The sequence below is a fragment of the Candidatus Hydrogenedens sp. genome (genome assembly GCA_035361075.1).
GTDB lineage: Bacteria > Hydrogenedentota > Hydrogenedentia > Hydrogenedentales > Hydrogenedentaceae > Hydrogenedens.
The window spans coordinates 62,667-80,428 of record DAOSBX010000002.1; the positions used below are offsets into that span (position 1 = coordinate 62,667).

The window sequence follows — 17,762 nt, forward strand, 5'->3', positions numbered from 1 at the left end:
ACAATGATATTTATTAAACAATGTTATTTAAAATAAAACCATTAAATAAAGACGAACTTAAGACAAAGAATAAATTCTTTGTTTTGCTATCTTTTTTGGTAGTTAATTCTATATTTTGGGGGACAAATAATGTAGAAAATCGCTCTTTTACAGACAATTTTGATATTCAACACCAAAAAGAGGTTAAAAATGGTGAAATTGAAGAGAATAATTTAGGTGCCTGTGGTGTATTAGAACAAAAGCAAAAACCTAAAATTGCTATTATTCTTGATGACGGTGGGTATAGAAATCCATCAGGTGAAATAGCATTAGAATTGCCCAATAAAATTGACTTTTCAATCTTACCAGACACTCACTATGGAAAAGAATTAGCTAAAGTTGCTGGTGAAAAAGGATTCGAAATTATGATCCACATGCCTATGCAAACCAAACATGGAATAGCAAAAGGTTCCCTACCATGTGAATTATTGGTTAATATGAGCGAAGATGAAATTAAAGAAAAAACAAAAGAAGCGATCAAACAATTTCCAAATGCAAAAGGAGTTAATAACCATACTGGTAGTGTTTTTTCTTTAGATGAGGACGCTCTTAGAAAATTTATGAAAGTTCTCAAAAAGGAAAAACTATTTTTTGTTGATAGTATTGTTGTTAGTAATAGTAAAGCCTTTAATGTGGCTGTAAGTGAAAAAGTACCAGCATTGCAGAGGGATGTTTTTTTAGACCATGAATATACAAAAAAAAAGATTCAAGAAAACATTAAGAATCTGAAAAAAATCGCACAAAAAAAAGGCAGAGCAATAGGTATAGGTCATTTCAAAGATTTAACAATTCAAGTATTGAAAGAAGAACTACCTAATCTGGAAAAACAAGGATTTGAATTAGTACATGTTTCGGAGTTATTCCCATGACATATACATTAGGGATTGAAACATCTTGTGATGAGACGGGTATAGCAATAGTGAAAGATGGTAAAACAGCAATAGTAAACCTTATTACAAGCCAAGTACCTATACATTCTACCTATGGCGGTGTGGTTCCAGAAATTGCTTCAAGACAACATCTTATCCATATATCCAGATTAGTAAATAAAGCAATTTCAGAAACAAATATACCTTCTATAGATATGGTAGCAGTTACACAAGGACCAGGTTTAATGGGTTCTCTTCTTGTAGGTGTTAATTTCGCAAAAGCATTTGCTTGGGCACAAAAAATACCAATAATACCTATTCACCATATTGAAGGGCATATCTTCTCTTCAATGCTTTCAAACCATAGCCCAGATTTCCCTTTTCTATCCCTTGTAGTCAGTGGTGGACATACAATGTTGATTAAATGTAAAGAACCACATAAATATGAAATCATTGGAAATACCAGAGATGACGCTGTTGGAGAATGCTTTGACAAAGTGGCACGTATTTTAGGTTTGCCTTATCCAGGAGGACCGTCTATACAAAAAGTTTCTGAAGATGGGAATCCTTTTGCTTTTAAATTTCCACAAGGACTGGCAAATAGCGAATCACTCGAATTTAGTTATAGTGGCCTTAAAACAGCTGTATTATATAAAGTTCGTGAAATCCCTGAACAAGAAAAAAATCCACAATGGTTGTCAGATATTACAGCGAGTTTCCAATGGACAGCGATTGATGTTTTAATAAACAAAACAAAAATCGCTTTGAAAAAAACAGGGATAAAATCATTGGTTATTGCTGGTGGTGTCTCAGCAAATGCACTACTCCGAAAGAGAGCCAAAGACGAATTAGACGCAGAAGTATTTCTTCCAGAAATGCAATATTGCCTCGATAATGGAGCAATGATTGCATCAGCAGGGTATTCAAGAATAGTAAACGGATATACATCCGACTTCACATTTACTGCTAATCCCTCATTACCTTTAACAATGTAAAGATTGTTCTACCTCCGATAATTCCACTCCAAGTTAGAATATTTGTTTATAGCAAGGTTTTTTATATCCTCTATATTTTTGTTTGATAATGAAAAAGAGATTGTATCTTTTCCAAAGGCCGTAAAAATAGTATCTATGATTTGCTCCTTCGATAGCGGTAAAGTCCCAACAAAGTCCCTATGATTCCTTCCGTCACGATATTCAGGTTGCTTCTGGGGTATTCTTAATACTCGTTCCATTAAGTCATAATTAACTGAATACAGGATTGTTCCATGATGAAGTAATACTCTGCTACTTCTTCGTTGAGCATTCCCAGAAAATTTTTTGTTATTGAAACAAATATCGCTAATTCCTTTAATTGTAGTATGTAATCCATAATTATTTCTTAAAACGCTAATTAATGGTGATAATAAAATATAATACGACTCACGGATATTTCTTAATTGAGGATAGAGAACAAGGTCTAAAAAAAGTGAATAATTTATACATCCAGGACCCTGTAAAACAGCACCTCCAGCACTGCAACGTCTTATAATCTTTATCCCTTCCTGTCTGCAAACATCTAAAAACACCTCATCTTGAACCTTTTGTGAACTGCCTAATACTATAAAATACTCATCACATTCCCATATCCGTAATAGATTATATTTTTCGAAAAAGGTATTTTTAGAAGAAAATAAAAATTCCTCTACAGCTATATTTTCCTCTGGTGTAGTAAATGAGTTTATAATAATATATGTATTCATAAGATTTGGTTTGTTGATATAAATTATAATTTAAAACTAAACTATTTTATAATAAATAGAAACTTTTTGAAAAGGAGAGATTTATGCCAATACCCTTAAAAGAGTTGATGGAAATGGCAATAAATAAAAATGCATCTGATATCCATCTCAAACATGATAACCCACCTATATTACGAATTGATGGTATATTAAGAAGAATAGAGGGGGACAATCCCTTAACAGATGACGACTTAAAAATCTATCTAAGTGAAATTGCATCTCCAGCGGATATTTTAAAATACGAAAAAGTTTTTGAATTAGACATATCCTTTTATTACGAAAACAAAGCACGGTTCCGTGTAAATATTTGTCGTGACGATGGACACGTTCGTATTGTTATGAGAATTATTCCATTAAAAATACTAAACATCGACGAACTTAATTTGCCTTCTATATTAAAAAAATTATGCAAATTGAAAAATGGTTTAATCTTAATTACTGGTCCTACAGGTAGTGGAAAATCAACAACATTAGCCGCGATGATTGATGAAATAAACAACACAAGACCTGAACACATTGTTACCATTGAAGACCCATTAGAATTTGTTCATAAAGATAAACAAAGTATTATTACTCAAAGAGAAATAGGTCATGATACACTCTCTTTTGCAAACGCACTACGCGCCGCATTACGACAAGACCCCGATGTAATTCTTATCGGTGAAATGCGTGATACAGAAACAGTCCGCACAGCTTTATCATCTGCAGAAACAGGGCACCTTGTTTTATCTACGTTACACACTGTAGATGCAGTAGAAACATTAAACCGAATAATCGAATTTTTCGAACCCCACCAACAAATGTTTATAAGAAAACAATTAGCAAGCGTCCTTCGTGCTGTCGTTTCCCAAAGAATTGTTCCATTAGCATCAGGTACAGGAAGATGTGTCGCCGCTGAAATACTTATAGGAACACGTGCTGTTCGTGACTTTATAGAACAAGGCAAACCTTTTAGAGATATTGTTTCACTAATACAAGAAGGAAAAGACCAATACGGAATGCAAACATTCGACCAAGCCTTATTCGATTTATGGGAACAAAAGAAAATCTCTACAGATATAGCATTGAGTTACGCTACTTCACCAAAAGACTTAAAATTGAAAATGCAGGGGTTGAATGTTCGTTAATACATATCCATCAAATCTCAAAAGAAAAACAGCATCTTTAATGTTATTGTAATATATAACATCATAAAACATTACATATCTATAAATATGGGCATATAACGATAAAAACACAAAAATAAACAACCCCTTCCCCAAAAAATAGAAATAATGTAAGTGAGACCTCCTTCTTTAATATGTTCTCAAAAAAATCATCCAGTATTTCATTTGATTATTTAATTTATAATATTATATTATCGTATCCTGTAAATATTATTTTATAAATACAATATAATACATAATATATATTTATTACATATTATTTATAAATTCAATAATTAGTAATATTACAATAAATAAAAAGGATTGTATTATGTCAAATAATTCCAAAATAAGCAATAATACAGGTAAAACTATTCTTCAAATTCTAATTATTTCTATAACTATATACTCATCATATCTTTATGCAAACGAAGGTGTTTTTGTTTTAGGTAATGACGCATATCAATTGGGTAGAGCATCAAGTGGAATTGCAAGTCCAAGAAGTGCTTATTGGTGCTATATGAACCCTGCCAGTATGGTTGAATTAAATAAAAGATTAGACTTAAATTGGTATATCGTTAAAACAGATATTGAAATGCACCCACGAGGACTGATAGGCAATCGTTTCGAATCACCCTTAGAAGGAGATGGGCTATTTAATATTGCCTCTGGAGGTATGATTATCCCTTTGGATGTAGGAACATTAGGAGTTGGTTTATATGTCCCGAGTGGCACAGGTGTTGATTATCAAAATTCACGAAACATTCTTTCAAGATTATGGAATGCAGACAGAAAATTATTTTATCAACATATGAGATTAGTTGTAGCCTATGGATATAAATTTGATAATGGTTGGGCAATTGGTGGAGGTATTCACGGCTCAGTATCACGATTTAAATCCGACCATATTACATTATCTCTCTTGCCAACAGAGGGGGATTTTGATTGGGATGAATCTTATGGAGCTGGATTTAATTTAAGTATTTACAAAAAATGGGAAAAATTTGCAATAGGTGCGACGTATACATCAAGACATTGGACAGAACGATTCCAACATTATAAAGATTTACTTCGTTATCCATTAGACCAACCTCAAATATTAAATGCAGGTGTCGCCTATGATGTTAATGATAAATTAACATTAAGTCTGGACTTTAAATGGCTAAATTGGGAAGGTATCCCAGCCTATGGTAGAGACCTTACGGACGGTGGTTTCAACTGGGTTAACCAATTCTGTACAAAACTTGGTGTTGAATACAGAATAAATGACAAAACAAGAATACTTGCGGGATATAGTCATGGAAACTCCCCAATAACAGAAGACCATGTGTTTTTAGCTGGTTTAGTCCCTGTTTTATGTGAAGACCATTTTACATTAGGACTGGCAAGAAAAATTACAGAGCATGATGAGGTTAGCTTATCGGGTGTAGTGGGATTAAAAAATAAAATGACCGATACAGGAAACGGGGATTTATTATCACATTTAGGGCAAGGAACGGAACTCAGTACTGGCGGATTCTCAATAGTTCTTGGCTACACACACCATTTCTAAAACAAAAAATCGTTATCTAAATTAATCACTAAAACTTTCAATTTTTATCCATAAATTAAACAGGAATTATTTGACAAGTAATCAAACATTCGTTTGAAACAAACAATTGTTTTATATTAGAATACAAGAATATCTTTAAAAAAGAGCTCAATTTCATGAGTATTCAAGACTATACAGACAAATATAAAAAGTTAGAACTTATTGAAACCGCAGGTCCTCTTTTTGCCGAATTAGGCTTAAAGGGAACCTCCATAAGAAGTATTGCAGATAAATGCAAAGTTAATATTGCTTCTATAAACTATTATTTCGGTTCAAAAGAAAATTTTTATACAGAAACACTTCGCTATGTTGCGTGGCAGGTTCAATGTCCACTGGCTCAAAAAATCTTAAAAGATCCCAAAATAGATTTTTCTTCAAAAAAAACAAAGTGTCAAATAATACAAAATTTAATCAAAGAACGAGTGCAAAATTATCTTTCTGATAAATACCCCATGTGGTATGCGAAGTTATTACTTAGAAGTCTTATCGAGCCTCCTACCATGTTTGAAACTGTGATTTCTAACACATTTATCCCAGAATTGAATGCATTGGTCGAAGTTATTGCAAAATGTGTTCCTGAAATAGACAAAGAAAAGTGTAAATTTTGGGCTTTTTCTATTCTCGGTGAGATTTCCTTTTACGTATTTGCGGAACCCGGTATTAAGATGTCTTTGGGATTAACAGAGAAAAAATATAATTCAAAAATTTTGGAGCAACTGCAAAATCACATAACAGGTCTAATCCTAAAAGGTTTAGGACTTACATAGGAAGAAAATGACATGATGAACAAGAAAAAAGAAGGATTTCATTCTTTAGATATAAAAATAATCATACATAAGAAACTTTCTCTTTTGGTTGTTGTCTCATTATTTCTTATTTCATCTTGTGCCCATAAAAATGACATTACAATTCGAGAAAAATCAATTCACGAATTTCAGAGAAAAATAGATGAACAAACACCTGAGATTATTAAAACAAATAAAGAAATAAGTTTAGAAGAATGTATTCAATTAGCATTAAAAAATAATACACACGTAAAAACATCAGAGATTAATAAAAAGATTGCCCGTTTAGAAAAAAATATGGCTTTTGCTAATTTTTTTCCACAAATCAATGCAGAATTTCAAGTAGTAACATACGACCGTCAACCGATGGTAGATATAGGTCCTCTATCAACTGCAATGCAAGATAAAACAATCCGAATAGCAGACATTCAATTACAAATGCCTATATTTGCACCTGCCACATGGTTTATTTACGACTTAAGTAAACGGGGCGTTGATATTAGTAATTTAGTTTACAACTATACATGCCAGATGATCTCACTACAAACAACCGCTTTATATTTTCAAGTATTAGCGTTAGAGAACATAAAAAAATCATTAGAAATGCAATATGAAGCATCAAAAAAGCTTGTTGAACAAATGGAACTATTTTACGAAGAAGGGCTTATCACCCAATCGCAAAAGGAACAATCTATTTTATTAAAACAATTGAAAGAAAGGGACTTAAAACAATGTGAATATGAAATTAACAAAGCAAAAGCACAACTAAACAGTGTTTTGGGGATCCATCCTTTGCAAGAAATAAAACTATCAAAAAATATTGAAATTCCTTCAACAACGGACTCATTGGAAGATTTAATTCTTCAGGCATTAAAGAACCATCCTCAGATTCAGATAGAAGACAGAAAAGTTGAAATTAGTGAAGATGAGATAAAACTTGCCATTACCCAGTTTTTGCCATTAGTTGGAGGCTTTTCTAAATGGGAATATACTTCCAATTCGTATACAATGTATTCCCAATCAGTGTTGTATGGCATACATAGTGTTTTAACCTTGTTCAATGGATTTGCAAACATACAACAATACAGAATTGCACGAGAAAAGAGAGAAAAAGCCTTTTTAGAACGAGAAGAAACAGCATTATCTTTAATTGTGGGTGTTATTAGAGCAAAAAATGATTTAGAAAAAGCTAAAGAAGACAGTAAATTAGCACATCAAGCATTTATTTACCAAAAAGAAAAGTTTAGAGAAGAAAACGAGAAATGGAACGAAGGCATGATTACGGAGGTAGATTTAATCAATCTACAGGCGGAACTTGGAAATGCTGAGATTAACCAAATAGTTGCACAAATACAAGAACAAATTGCTCGTGCTGTTTTGTGGAATTCTATCGGAAAAACATATATGGGAAATTCAATATACTGTTTTGAAGCAGTTAATACGTCTAATGAAAAGGAGCAAAAAAACAATGGAAAAGAATAATAATATTAAAATATGTATCCTGTTTATTTTCGTTTTGGAAATACTCATTTTCACAAGCTGTAAAAATAATATTGTTAATGCAGAACAAAATAACGGCACCGAGAATTTCCCTGTAAAGGTAACAAACATTGAAAAGAGGATATTCACAAAAACAGTTGAAGCACAGGGAACTATTGATACAAAAGAACACGCTATAGTATCCGCAAGAATTGATGGTGTAGTAACAGACCTGTTCGTAGACAAGGGAGATGAAGTTATAGCAAACAAAACGCCATTATTTCAGATAGATAAAGTCAGAGTAGAGCAGGCATATGAAATAGCAAAACAAGACCTTGCAGTAGCTAAATGTGGAATACGTGAAGCCGAAGCCAATTTGGCGAACATGAAGGCTCAATACGAAAAAGCAAAAACAGACTATGAAAGATTTCAAAGACTTATTGAAAAAAAAGCCATATCCAAAGATACTTGGGAACTTCAGGAAACACGATATAAAGCAACAAAAGCAGGGTTAGAACATGCAGAAGCCGTATGTCAGTTAGCAAACGAACAATTGAAAAAAGCAGAACATGCCCTTAAAATATCAGAGAAAACACTCTCTGATTCATTAGTATATGCCCCGATTTCTGGCAAAGTAAGCTATAAATTTGTTGAACAAAATGAGTTTATTGGTGCCGGTAGACCTATTCTTAAAATAGACAATCCAGAGGTATTAGAAGCCTCTATTTTTCTCCCTGCAGAGTACTATCCTTACATAGATATTGATAAAACAGAAGCAGTATTCACCGCTATGAAAAAAGAAATAGGAACATTTAAAATAACCTATAAAAGTCCTACAATATTACCTAATTTACGAACCTTTGAAGTTAAAGCAATACTTAACAATAAAGATGATTATATCGTTGCAGGTGCCATGGTTGAAGTTTCAGTAATACTTGAGAAAAAAGAAGCATTGGGTATCCCCAAAGAATGCGTATTAACCGCAGGAAATGAAAAATTTATTTTCACGGTTGTTAACAATGTTGCCCAAAAAGTACCTGTAACTATAGGATTAGAAACAAATGGCTGGGTAGAACTTGTAGATACTACACTTCAAGAGGGAACCCCAATTATTAGCATGGGACAATCTTTTATTAAAGAGGGTCAAAAGGTTCAGGTAATGGAGGACAACACAAAATGAATCTTCCAGAATTATCTGTTCGCCGACCCGTTGCTATGTCCTGTTTATTTATAGGACTCGCCTTTTTAGGTATTGATGCTTATTTTAATATGGGTATTGAATTTTTTCCAAAGGTTGATGTTCCATATGTAACTATAGTCACTGTCTATCCAGGTGCAAGTCCAGAGGAAATAGAAACAGATATAGCCCGAAGAATAGAGGACGCTGTTGTAACAATCGATGGATTAAAGCATGTATCATCTATATGTATGGAAAATGCCTGCCAAACATTTCTTGAATTTAATCTCAATGTAGATGTTGATGTCGCCGCTTATGATGTGCGAGAAAAGTTGGATTTGATTCTCAATGACTTTCCAGAAGGGACGGAAAAACCAAAGGTATTAAAATTTGACATTAACGCTGTTCCTATTATTGACTTAGTTTTAACTGGAAAATACTCTGTTGATGAGCTATATGACTATGCAGACAATCAACTTAAAGACAAATTAACAACAATAGAAGGTGTTGCAAGTGTTGAGTTAATTGGTGGCACAAAACGAGAAGTCCATGTTTTGTTAGATAGAGATAAATTGGCATCACGCGGTTTGACATCGTTAGATGTTGTAGAAGCAATACAAAAAGGTGTCCGTCTTATCCCTTCGGGTAGAGTTAAAGAAGAGGGTATGGAATATTCTGTTAAATATGATGCGGAATATCATCAAATAGAAGCGTTAGAAACCTTACCATTAAAATCAAATGATGGGTCTCGTTGTTATATTCGTGATGTCGGGAAAGTTATCTTCGGAACAAAAGAAAATAGACAGTCCGCTTTTATTGATGGAAAACCTTGTATTTCTATAAGAATTGTTAAGAGAGCAGAAGCAAATACAGTTCGGGTAGTGAATACGGTTAGAGCAGAGATTCAAAATATACAAAAGGTTCTACCTGATGGTATGGAACTCATCTGGGTAAATGATGAGGGCACATTTATTAAGGCAACAGTTGATAGTACAACATCAGATATTATACAAGGAATTATACTTACTGCGATTATATTATTCTTCTTCTTATACAATTTAAGACTCACTTTTATTGTAGGCATTTCAATGCCTATGACTGTTATTGTAGGTCTCTTTTTTATTCGACTTATGGGATATACCTTAAATATAAGCACACTCATATCTATGGGATTATCAGTCGGTATCCTCGTTACAAATTCAATTGTCGTATTAGAAAGTATCATGACCGAATTCCAAAAAACTCATAATCCCAAAGAATCAGCTATCAACGGGGCAAACCGAGTATTAGTGGCTGTTCTTGCAAGTGCAGGCACAAACCTTGTAGTTCTTTTCCCTATCGCTACAATGGGTTCTCAAGTAGGATTATTTTTTGCTCCCTTTGCATGGACTATGATTATCGTAACTGCTGTTTCTCTCTTCATATCATTTTCACTTACTCCGCTTCTTGCCTCTATTCTGCTTAAAACAACCCAAAAACAAGGCATCACACAAAAGGCAGAACTTATCTTTAATAAAGGGTTGCAATTTATAAAAAACGGATATGTTGGGATATTAAAATTTTTTGAACACAGACGTTGGGCTTCTCTTTTGTTAACAGCATTAGTAATACTTACATTTATCCATGCCTTTACATTAGTACCTAAAATTGGCTTCGGCTTCTTTTCCGAGCCTGACCGTGGCACTATCTTCATACGATTAGAATATCCTACCTATTATAGGATAGAAAATACAATAGAAAGAGTTAGAGAAATTGAGGAAAAGATAAAAGGTCTACCTTATTTACAACATGTTCTAACAAATATAGGTAAAGTCCAAGGCATGATGGGAATGAGTTCTGAGGGTGTTCATTTAGCACAAGTATTACTTGTATTTAACCAAAAACCAGAACGTCCTGATATGCCTATTGAAAAAATGAAAGATACTATAAGAAAACTTATTGAAGGTTACCCAGATTGTCAATATAGAGTCTCAACTCCTACTGCAGTTGGAGGACAAGCGGTCCCTATAGAACTGGAAATATCAGGTGAAGACCGTGGAGAAATACAAAGTATTGTAAAACGATTGAAAGAACACGTAAAAGATATTAAAGGAATAAAAGATATTGATACTTCTGTACGTTTAGGGAGACCAGAATTGAAAATATACCCAAATAAACCTCTACTTGCTGATTTAAATATTCCTCCTTTGGTTTTAGGGTTGATTTTAAGAGGAAATTTAGAAGGAATAACATCTGGCGTTTATAAAGAACAGGGGAGAAATTATGATATCGTTGTAAAGTTTGAAGAGAAAGAAGGTAAAAATCAAGTAGAAAACTTTTTACTTCCAGGAGCACCAGGACAACCAATTACTCTTAAAACGGTCGCTGACATAAAAGAAGGAGTTGCACCAGTTACCGTATTAAGAAAAGATAAACATAAAATTGAAAAATTATTCGCAGGATTAGACCCCAAAAAGCCTCTGGGTACAGCTGTAGATGAAATAATAGAAATAATAAATAAATATGGGAAAATTCCAAGGGGATACGGATATTACTTTTTTGGCGAACATGAAGTAATGGTAGAAGCACAGCGGGAGTTCGCACGTGCAGGACTAATTGCTGTGGTTCTTATTATTCTTGTATTGGCAGCAATATTAGAATCATTCAAACAACCATTCTTTATTCTCATTACGTTACCTTTGGGATTTGTTGGTATAATATGGGCATTATATTTAACGGGATACTTCCTCTCTATGTTTGTCTTGCTTGGTTTAGTTATGCTCTCTGGAATTGTTGTAAATAATGCCATCCTTATTATGGATAGACTAAATCAACTCGTTGTGGCTGGTAGTTCAAGACATAAAGCAATGATTCAATCCGCAGGAGAACAATTCCGACCCATCTTAATGATTACACTTGCCGCAATAGGCGGAATGATTCCTATAGCCACAGGCAAAGGATTGGGTAGCGAAATTAGAACAGATTTGGGTATTGCAAGTATAGGAGGCATTGCAATCAGTGGTGTTTTAACGTTAATAATCATCCCCATTTTGTATGATTTATTTACTCGTGGAAAAATAGAAAACAATGACAAATAAGATGATACATGTTGTTTATTTATATTACAATCTTATTTTCCCATGCTTTTATTGAGCCATATTTGCTATATGTAGATGATACTACTCCTAAGAACTGGCTATCATCAGACCCGTCTATAATATTGAAAATTCAGAAATTAGATTTTTCTCACAACATATTCAATATTTCTGTCTCAAAAAGCGACAATGAATCTAAATGGCATTATGTATATTATGATATACCAATCATTAAAGAACAATTTGTTTATGCAAAAACATATATAAGATTAGTAGATAAAAAAGATTCGTTAGGTGTAGGTGTTACAATAGGGTTCATTGATGAAAATGGAAATAGAATCGATTTTGTTGAGGAAAGGTTGACTGAACCTACAAAAACATTTGTCCCTATCCATCTTTATGGAAAAACACCAATTGGTACTTCAAAAATAAGAGTAACACTCTTTATTCATAATCAAGGAGCCTTAGAATGCTATGAACCCATAATCTCAACCCCATGGCATTTAGAACAAAAGCAAAATGAAGTAACATTACATATAAATAATAAACCATTAAAGAAAAAGTTATTAGGTTTCGGTGCAGAAGATGATGGCCGTTTTTATGATACAAATAATAAAATTGAGGGGGTAGACGATGAAGCAGTACAACTTAGAAAAGAACGCATCATATCTATTCAACCGCACTGGGTAAGGACATTTGCATGGTTTAAAGACTGGGACCCAAAAGATGATGGATTAAGTTTTACTTTTGATAGTGATGGAATGCAAAGCCTTTATAAAACAATTGAAGAATATCAGAAACTTAATACAATTGTTAATATTACTTGTGTTAATTGGGGAATACCTTATCCATGGGAAGATGTAGATAAAAGGACAAATTCTATAGTTGCGTTATTGAAACACCTAATCAAAAACAAAGGATTTAATAACATAAAATATTTTACTTTAACTAATGAACCTAACTATTTTTTCTATACAAAGGGAAACCGATTTGATAAATACAAAGAATTACATAAAAAACTAAAGGAGAGATTCAAAAAGGAAGGTTTATCAATTCAAATTGTTGGTAGTGACGATGCAATGGGCACAGACTGGTTTCAAAAATGCTTGGAAGACAAGGATTATCAGTCCTATGTGAATATTTGGGCTTCTCATTTCTATTGGCAATATAACACTGTCTATTTTGCTGATAAATTATTCCATGAGCGTATAGAGTTAATGAATAAATATGTGAAGAATAATAAACACCATATTTTTACAGTAACAGAATTCGGGGTAACAGACCAACGCTTTAAACCACCATCTATAAATCCAATAATGCAGGAATACAAAGGTGCTTTGTATAGCGTAGCATTGATTATTGACGGATTAAATCAAGGTGTTTCTGGTTATAGTCTCTGGTGCTTACAAGAAGTTCGTTATCCTGGTTTAAAAGAACCTATGCGGATGGGATTGTGGGGATATAAAGATAAAAATTGGCAAATTTACCCAATGTATTATGCAATGAAAATGTTTACAAATAACACAGCACAAGGTAATAAAATATATCCTATAAAAAGTTCCAATCCTACATACTTCAAGTCTGTAAGATTAGGAAATCGGATATTCTGGGTAAATTTATCAGACAAAGAAATAAAAGTAAAATTTAACAAAAAACTAAATATGAAATCAGCATTGTATTATGAAGGAAATGAAAATAATGTTCATGATATAACTGAAAATAAAGATTATTCGATAAATAGAGAATATATACGTTTACCTAAAGAAAGTTTTGGCATTTTTAAATTTTAGTAGCACTACAAATTACACGGGAATAACAAATAGTTCTTTATCAGAGACTGTTAATCTTTCACATCCATTCTTCGTAATGACAACCGCATCTTCAATTCTAACCCCACCTCTATTTGGTACATATATTCCAGGCTCAACTGTAACAACAAAGCCCTCTTCTAATATAGTTTCACTTTCTCTATTTAAACGTGGCGGTTCATGGATTTCTAAACCTACTCCGTGTCCTAATCCATGACCAAAATACTCCCCATAGCCCATACCCGTGATAATATTACGAGCAACACTATCAACATCTTTTGCCAAAACATTGGGTTTTAACATACTCAACGCTTTATTTTGTGCATTAAGAACAATAGTATATATATCCATAAACCATGTGCTTGGAATAGCCCCAAAAATAAACGTCCGTGTAAGGTCTGAACAATATCCCTTGTAAACACACCCACAATCTATGAGCACAATATCCCCAATGTTCAACGTTCTATCCGATGGCTTCCCGTGTGGTAGTGATGATCGGTTTCCAAATAAAACAATAGTGTCAAAGGCAGAACCATCTGCACCAGACAATCGAAACTCATAATCAATACGTAAAGATAATTCCTTTTCTGTCATCCCTTCTTTAATGTTTTTTACCGCATTATAGACGCATTTCTCTGTTATTTGACAGGCTTCCTTTATGAGGTTTATCTCTTTTTCATCTTTTATTATGCGAAGCATAGAGAGTTCGTAAAAAACAGAGATAAATTCACCTGAGAACTGTTTTTTTAGTGTGTCCATTAACAGCAAATTCATTTTTGCAGGATGAATTGCAACTTTCTTCACATTATGAGAAGAAAGTGCGTTAGCAACTTCTTTTTCTAATTCACCTTTGACAATAACAATCTGATAATCGGAGACCTCCTGACTTGATTGTTCAAGATAACGAAAATCAGTAAATAATAAGGTATGGTTTGCCGTAATGATAATAGCCGAAGATGAACCAGTAAAACCTGATAAATAACGATTATCAATTGGACAAAAACTTAAAAAAGCATCGCATTCGTTCTTATTTATTATCTCCCGAACTCGATTTATTCTATTCATATAATCAAACATTTACTCATCCCCATATAGGATTAAAATAATCCTACCAAATGTTAAGTTTTCTCCTTTTTTCTTTTAAATCCGTTACATATTCAGTTGCTTTTTCTACCTTCTCATCCAAAAGAGTTACCTCATTATTTAGTGAATATTTAGCAAATATGTCCCTTGCATCTTTCATGTGTGATATATACTCATCCCAGTAAAATGGAACTATTCTCCAAATGGATGCAGATTTTTCAAAGTTATAAATCGCCTGTTTCAAAAATTCTATTTGTTCTTCTTGAGTTTCGAAATCTTTTGTACCAGCAAGCCATAACACTTTTCCAAAATTGTAGTAAAGGTCACCATGTTGAGGACTTCTTTTTAATGTTTCTTCACCCCAGAACAACATATTTTTACGACTTTCTTCAAAAACAGTCGGAAATATATCTTTAGGTGAATAAGTAAATACTTGCTTATATATCTCTGTGATAGATGATGGAATATCCTCCTGATATGGAAAAATGCTATCTACACGACTTAAATATTTTGCATAACTTATAGAAGCGTTCCGAATATGGTTTATAAAATTCCATGTATTCTTGATAACAAGAACCGCGTTATCAGGTACAGGTTCTCCCTCGGGTAATAAAGTTGCTTTATTACTTCCTTTCCCTTGTGGAACATACACATTTCCATATTTCCTCATGTTGTTTAAATCAACAAAGAAATATTTTAAGACAGTAGCAGACATCTTAGGTTGTTTCTTCGAATTACCCAATGCATACTGAAGAACATCTGTAAATGTATAATTAATCGATTTCAATACAATAGATGTTTCTGCATCCTTTCCAACATTTAAAAATGACATTCTACTACGAACTAAATCCCTTAAATAAGGCGGATAAGACAAGTAAGTAAGGCACATCACTAAAACAAAAAATATAAAAAATACACCCCTCGATTTCAAAAGCTTATTCACTGTATTACCATTTTCAACTCCTTCTTGTTTTTCATCAAATAAAAATAGAGAGAGTGTAATCAGAAAATAGGTTATGAGTGAAGAATGGGAAAAATGAATATCTAAACCCGCATGTAAAAGAAAAGCTAAAATACCTATCGATAATGCAATGTGATGCAGGTTAATCGGTTTCCTATTTAACCCTGTCCATATTTTATACAGAATACTTATAATGAAGGTAATAAAAATCATACCTCCTAAAACACCTGTTTCACATAACATTTGCAAATATCCATTATGACACTCTTTTACATCTCCTGCCCCTAAATATTGATATCTTGGATAGGCAAGGGCAAAATTCCCCAAACCAACCCCTGTAAAAAAGTTATGTATCCACATACTAAAACCTACTTTCCAATAACTCCAACGAAGTCGAAACGATGACGGGTCTCTAAGTTGTTTCCAAGATACACCGACACCAGATTCAAGTATCTCTTCAGCCGCTTCATTAGCATCCCTACTTTGATAGGAAACAGATTCATTACTCTTAGATTGATTAGAATCAATATCCTCAGCATTGGATATATTCAATGAGAGAGAGAGAACAAAAAGGGGAACAATAATAAAGGTAAAAATAATTATTGAAAGAGTACCTTTTAGTGACTTTTTGTCAGAAATCCGAGATAAAATAAGTAAGAAACAAATTGTTAAAAAGGATAATCCCAACGATAACCATGACCCTCTGGAATATGTTAACCAAAGCGAAAGGAATGCAAATATAACAGATAACATAAGAATTAATGAGTATAAAAAATACTTGCCCGTTTGATAACCCTTTTTGATACAAATCCATGCAAACACACATGATGGTATTAAACTTATTAAACCTGCTAAGCCTCCTGCAAGATATATATCAATATTTGAACTCGATTCGAGACTATATGTAAGTGGAAACAATTCTGTAGCATAAATAATAATTGTCGAAATAAGCCAGATTATGGCTGTTTGCACTAAGACCCAACGTTCCCTCCTCTTTGACATATTTGTATTTTTTTCATCCCATAGATTTACGAACATTTTGATATGTTGATAAGCCCAAAAAATACTAATAGGGAAGAGAAGGATAATAAAACCACCTAATGCATTAGGGAACAACATTGTTCCAAATGCACGGTTAACATTAAATCTATATATAAGTTCCCTCGATAATTCGGCTGTACCAAAAAATTTAATTCGTAATGCAGGATCCTCAGCAATACTCTTTCTTAAAAATGGTAATACATATTGAAAATGCATAAATGCATACCATGTTTGCAAACCCATGGCGATAATAAGTGTCCATAGTAAAACATTTCGTTGTTTTGCAGTTTTTAAACTACCATAGGTAGAAAAAAATAAAAATGCATACGATGTCCATAAGATGGTATAACGGTAACTTTTGCCATATTGGTGTGATAAGGGTAATAGCAGATATAAAACCAGTGTAAACAAAAAGAAAATAAGCGTATGAATGTCAATTTTTAACGAGTCCTTCTTAAACCAACTCCTAAAAATATAAGAAATGGATATAAAAATAATTGCCCACACAAAATAGGTATTATCTGTCGGATAAGTGTAACCATCCAACCAGCAACGGACAATGGATATTGCACAAACCCCCAAAATAGGTTGAATTATAGAAAAACCCATTACAATTATAAGACCAGATAATACAACGAAAATATCATTACTTCCTCTTGTATATCTTAAATAATTAATAGTGTCATAATAAGATAAAATTAGAGGTTTTACTTTTTCTAATATACCAAAATAAAAAAGAAGTAAATTTACAATAAAGACACAACCTATAATAATGGAGGTTAAAATAACTCCTTTTAATGAAAAGTCTAAAAAATATCCTCCAATGTGGATATCCTCCATAAAAAATGCATCTGCTGTTTTGAAAGACGACTTATCTTCAACAGGTTTCTTTAAATAATTTTTACCTTGTTTCTTACCCATAAGACTATT

The 17,762-nt window shown here is 33.0% G+C and carries 12 protein-coding genes; 9 read left to right on the plus strand and 3 right to left on the minus strand.

All coding sequences use genetic code 11. The features are described from left to right. The first annotated feature begins 20 nt into the window (after positions 1-20). Complete coding sequence (locus tag PLJ10_00930) at positions 21-908, plus strand: divergent polysaccharide deacetylase family protein (protein HOK08206.1); 888 nt, start codon at positions 21-23, stop codon at positions 906-908. After that, positions 905-1,903 (plus strand): tRNA (adenosine(37)-N6)-threonylcarbamoyltransferase complex transferase subunit TsaD, encoded by a 999-nt coding sequence (gene tsaD, locus PLJ10_00935; protein HOK08207.1) that lies wholly within the window; start codon positions 905-907, stop codon positions 1,901-1,903. Before PLJ10_00930 ends, tsaD begins: the two co-directional genes overlap by 4 nt. 8 nt (positions 1,904-1,911) lie before the next feature. On the opposite strand, the gene PLJ10_00940 is transcribed toward tsaD, so the two are convergent. After that, a complete protein-coding gene (locus PLJ10_00940; protein ID HOK08208.1) occupies positions 1,912-2,649 on the minus strand; it encodes a lipoate--protein ligase family protein in 738 nt (245 codons plus the stop codon). Positions 2,650-2,732: 83 nt separating this feature from the next. Here PLJ10_00940 and PLJ10_00945 point away from each other — a divergent pair, with 83 nt between their 5' ends. From PLJ10_00945 to PLJ10_00975, 7 genes are all read left to right on the plus strand, one after another. Further along, a complete protein-coding gene (locus tag PLJ10_00945; protein ID HOK08209.1) occupies positions 2,733-3,815 on the plus strand; it encodes a type IV pilus twitching motility protein PilT in 1,083 nt (360 codons plus the stop codon). Positions 3,816-4,164: 349 nt separating this feature from the next. Next, positions 4,165-5,385, plus strand: a complete 1,221-nt coding sequence (locus PLJ10_00950; GenBank protein HOK08210.1) for an outer membrane protein transport protein — start codon at positions 4,165-4,167, stop codon at positions 5,383-5,385. A gap of 155 nt (positions 5,386-5,540) precedes the next feature. After that, positions 5,541-6,191, plus strand: coding sequence for a CerR family C-terminal domain-containing protein (locus PLJ10_00955; protein ID HOK08211.1), 651 nt, complete (start codon positions 5,541-5,543; stop codon positions 6,189-6,191). Between the two features lie 12 nt (positions 6,192-6,203). Further along, positions 6,204-7,691, plus strand: a complete 1,488-nt coding sequence (locus tag PLJ10_00960) for a TolC family protein (GenBank protein HOK08212.1) — start codon at positions 6,204-6,206, stop codon at positions 7,689-7,691. Then, positions 7,678-8,868 carry an efflux RND transporter periplasmic adaptor subunit gene (locus PLJ10_00965; GenBank protein ID HOK08213.1) on the plus strand — a complete coding sequence of 397 codons (1,191 nt, stop codon included), beginning with the start codon at positions 7,678-7,680 and terminating at the stop codon, positions 8,866-8,868. Before PLJ10_00960 ends, PLJ10_00965 begins: the two co-directional genes overlap by 14 nt. Continuing rightward, positions 8,865-11,942, plus strand: a complete 3,078-nt coding sequence (locus PLJ10_00970; GenBank protein HOK08214.1) for an efflux RND transporter permease subunit — start codon at positions 8,865-8,867, stop codon at positions 11,940-11,942. The genes PLJ10_00965 and PLJ10_00970 overlap by 4 nt, the downstream gene beginning before the upstream one ends. Before the next feature lie 8 nt (positions 11,943-11,950). Next, positions 11,951-13,729, plus strand: coding sequence for a hypothetical protein (locus PLJ10_00975; protein ID HOK08215.1), 1,779 nt, complete (start codon positions 11,951-11,953; stop codon positions 13,727-13,729). A gap of 12 nt (positions 13,730-13,741) precedes the next feature. Here PLJ10_00975 and PLJ10_00980 read toward each other — a convergent pair whose 3' ends face one another. Together PLJ10_00980 and PLJ10_00985 are read right to left on the minus strand one after the other, a co-directional pair. Next, complete coding sequence (locus PLJ10_00980; GenBank protein HOK08216.1) at positions 13,742-14,824, minus strand: Xaa-Pro peptidase family protein; 1,083 nt, start codon at positions 14,822-14,824, stop codon at positions 13,742-13,744. 31 nt (positions 14,825-14,855) lie between these two features. Further along, positions 14,856-17,753, minus strand: a complete 2,898-nt coding sequence (locus tag PLJ10_00985; protein HOK08217.1) for an O-antigen ligase family protein — start codon at positions 17,751-17,753, stop codon at positions 14,856-14,858. Positions 17,754-17,762 lie beyond the last annotated feature (9 nt).

Bases quoted from the DNA above. Each gene is read 5' to 3' on its own strand.
- PLJ10_00930 (HOK08206.1), top strand. From the start codon at position 21: ATGTTATTTAAAATAAAACCATTAAATAAAGACGAACTTAAGACAAAG.
- tsaD (HOK08207.1), top strand. From the start codon at position 905: ATGACATATACATTAGGGATTGAAACATCTTGTGATGAGACGGGTATA.
- PLJ10_00940 (HOK08208.1), bottom strand. From the start codon at position 2,649: ATGAATACATATATTATTATAAACTCATTTACTACACCAGAGGAAAAT.
- PLJ10_00945 (HOK08209.1), top strand. From the start codon at position 2,733: ATGCCAATACCCTTAAAAGAGTTGATGGAAATGGCAATAAATAAAAAT.
- PLJ10_00950 (HOK08210.1), top strand. From the start codon at position 4,165: ATGTCAAATAATTCCAAAATAAGCAATAATACAGGTAAAACTATTCTT.
- PLJ10_00955 (HOK08211.1), top strand. From the start codon at position 5,541: ATGAGTATTCAAGACTATACAGACAAATATAAAAAGTTAGAACTTATT.
- PLJ10_00960 (HOK08212.1), top strand. From the start codon at position 6,204: ATGATGAACAAGAAAAAAGAAGGATTTCATTCTTTAGATATAAAAATA.
- PLJ10_00965 (HOK08213.1), top strand. From the start codon at position 7,678: ATGGAAAAGAATAATAATATTAAAATATGTATCCTGTTTATTTTCGTT.
- PLJ10_00970 (HOK08214.1), top strand. From the start codon at position 8,865: ATGAATCTTCCAGAATTATCTGTTCGCCGACCCGTTGCTATGTCCTGT.
- PLJ10_00975 (HOK08215.1), top strand. From the start codon at position 11,951: ATGTTGTTTATTTATATTACAATCTTATTTTCCCATGCTTTTATTGAG.
- PLJ10_00980 (HOK08216.1), bottom strand. From the start codon at position 14,824: ATGTTTGATTATATGAATAGAATAAATCGAGTTCGGGAGATAATAAAT.
- PLJ10_00985 (HOK08217.1), bottom strand. From the start codon at position 17,753: ATGGGTAAGAAACAAGGTAAAAATTATTTAAAGAAACCTGTTGAAGAT.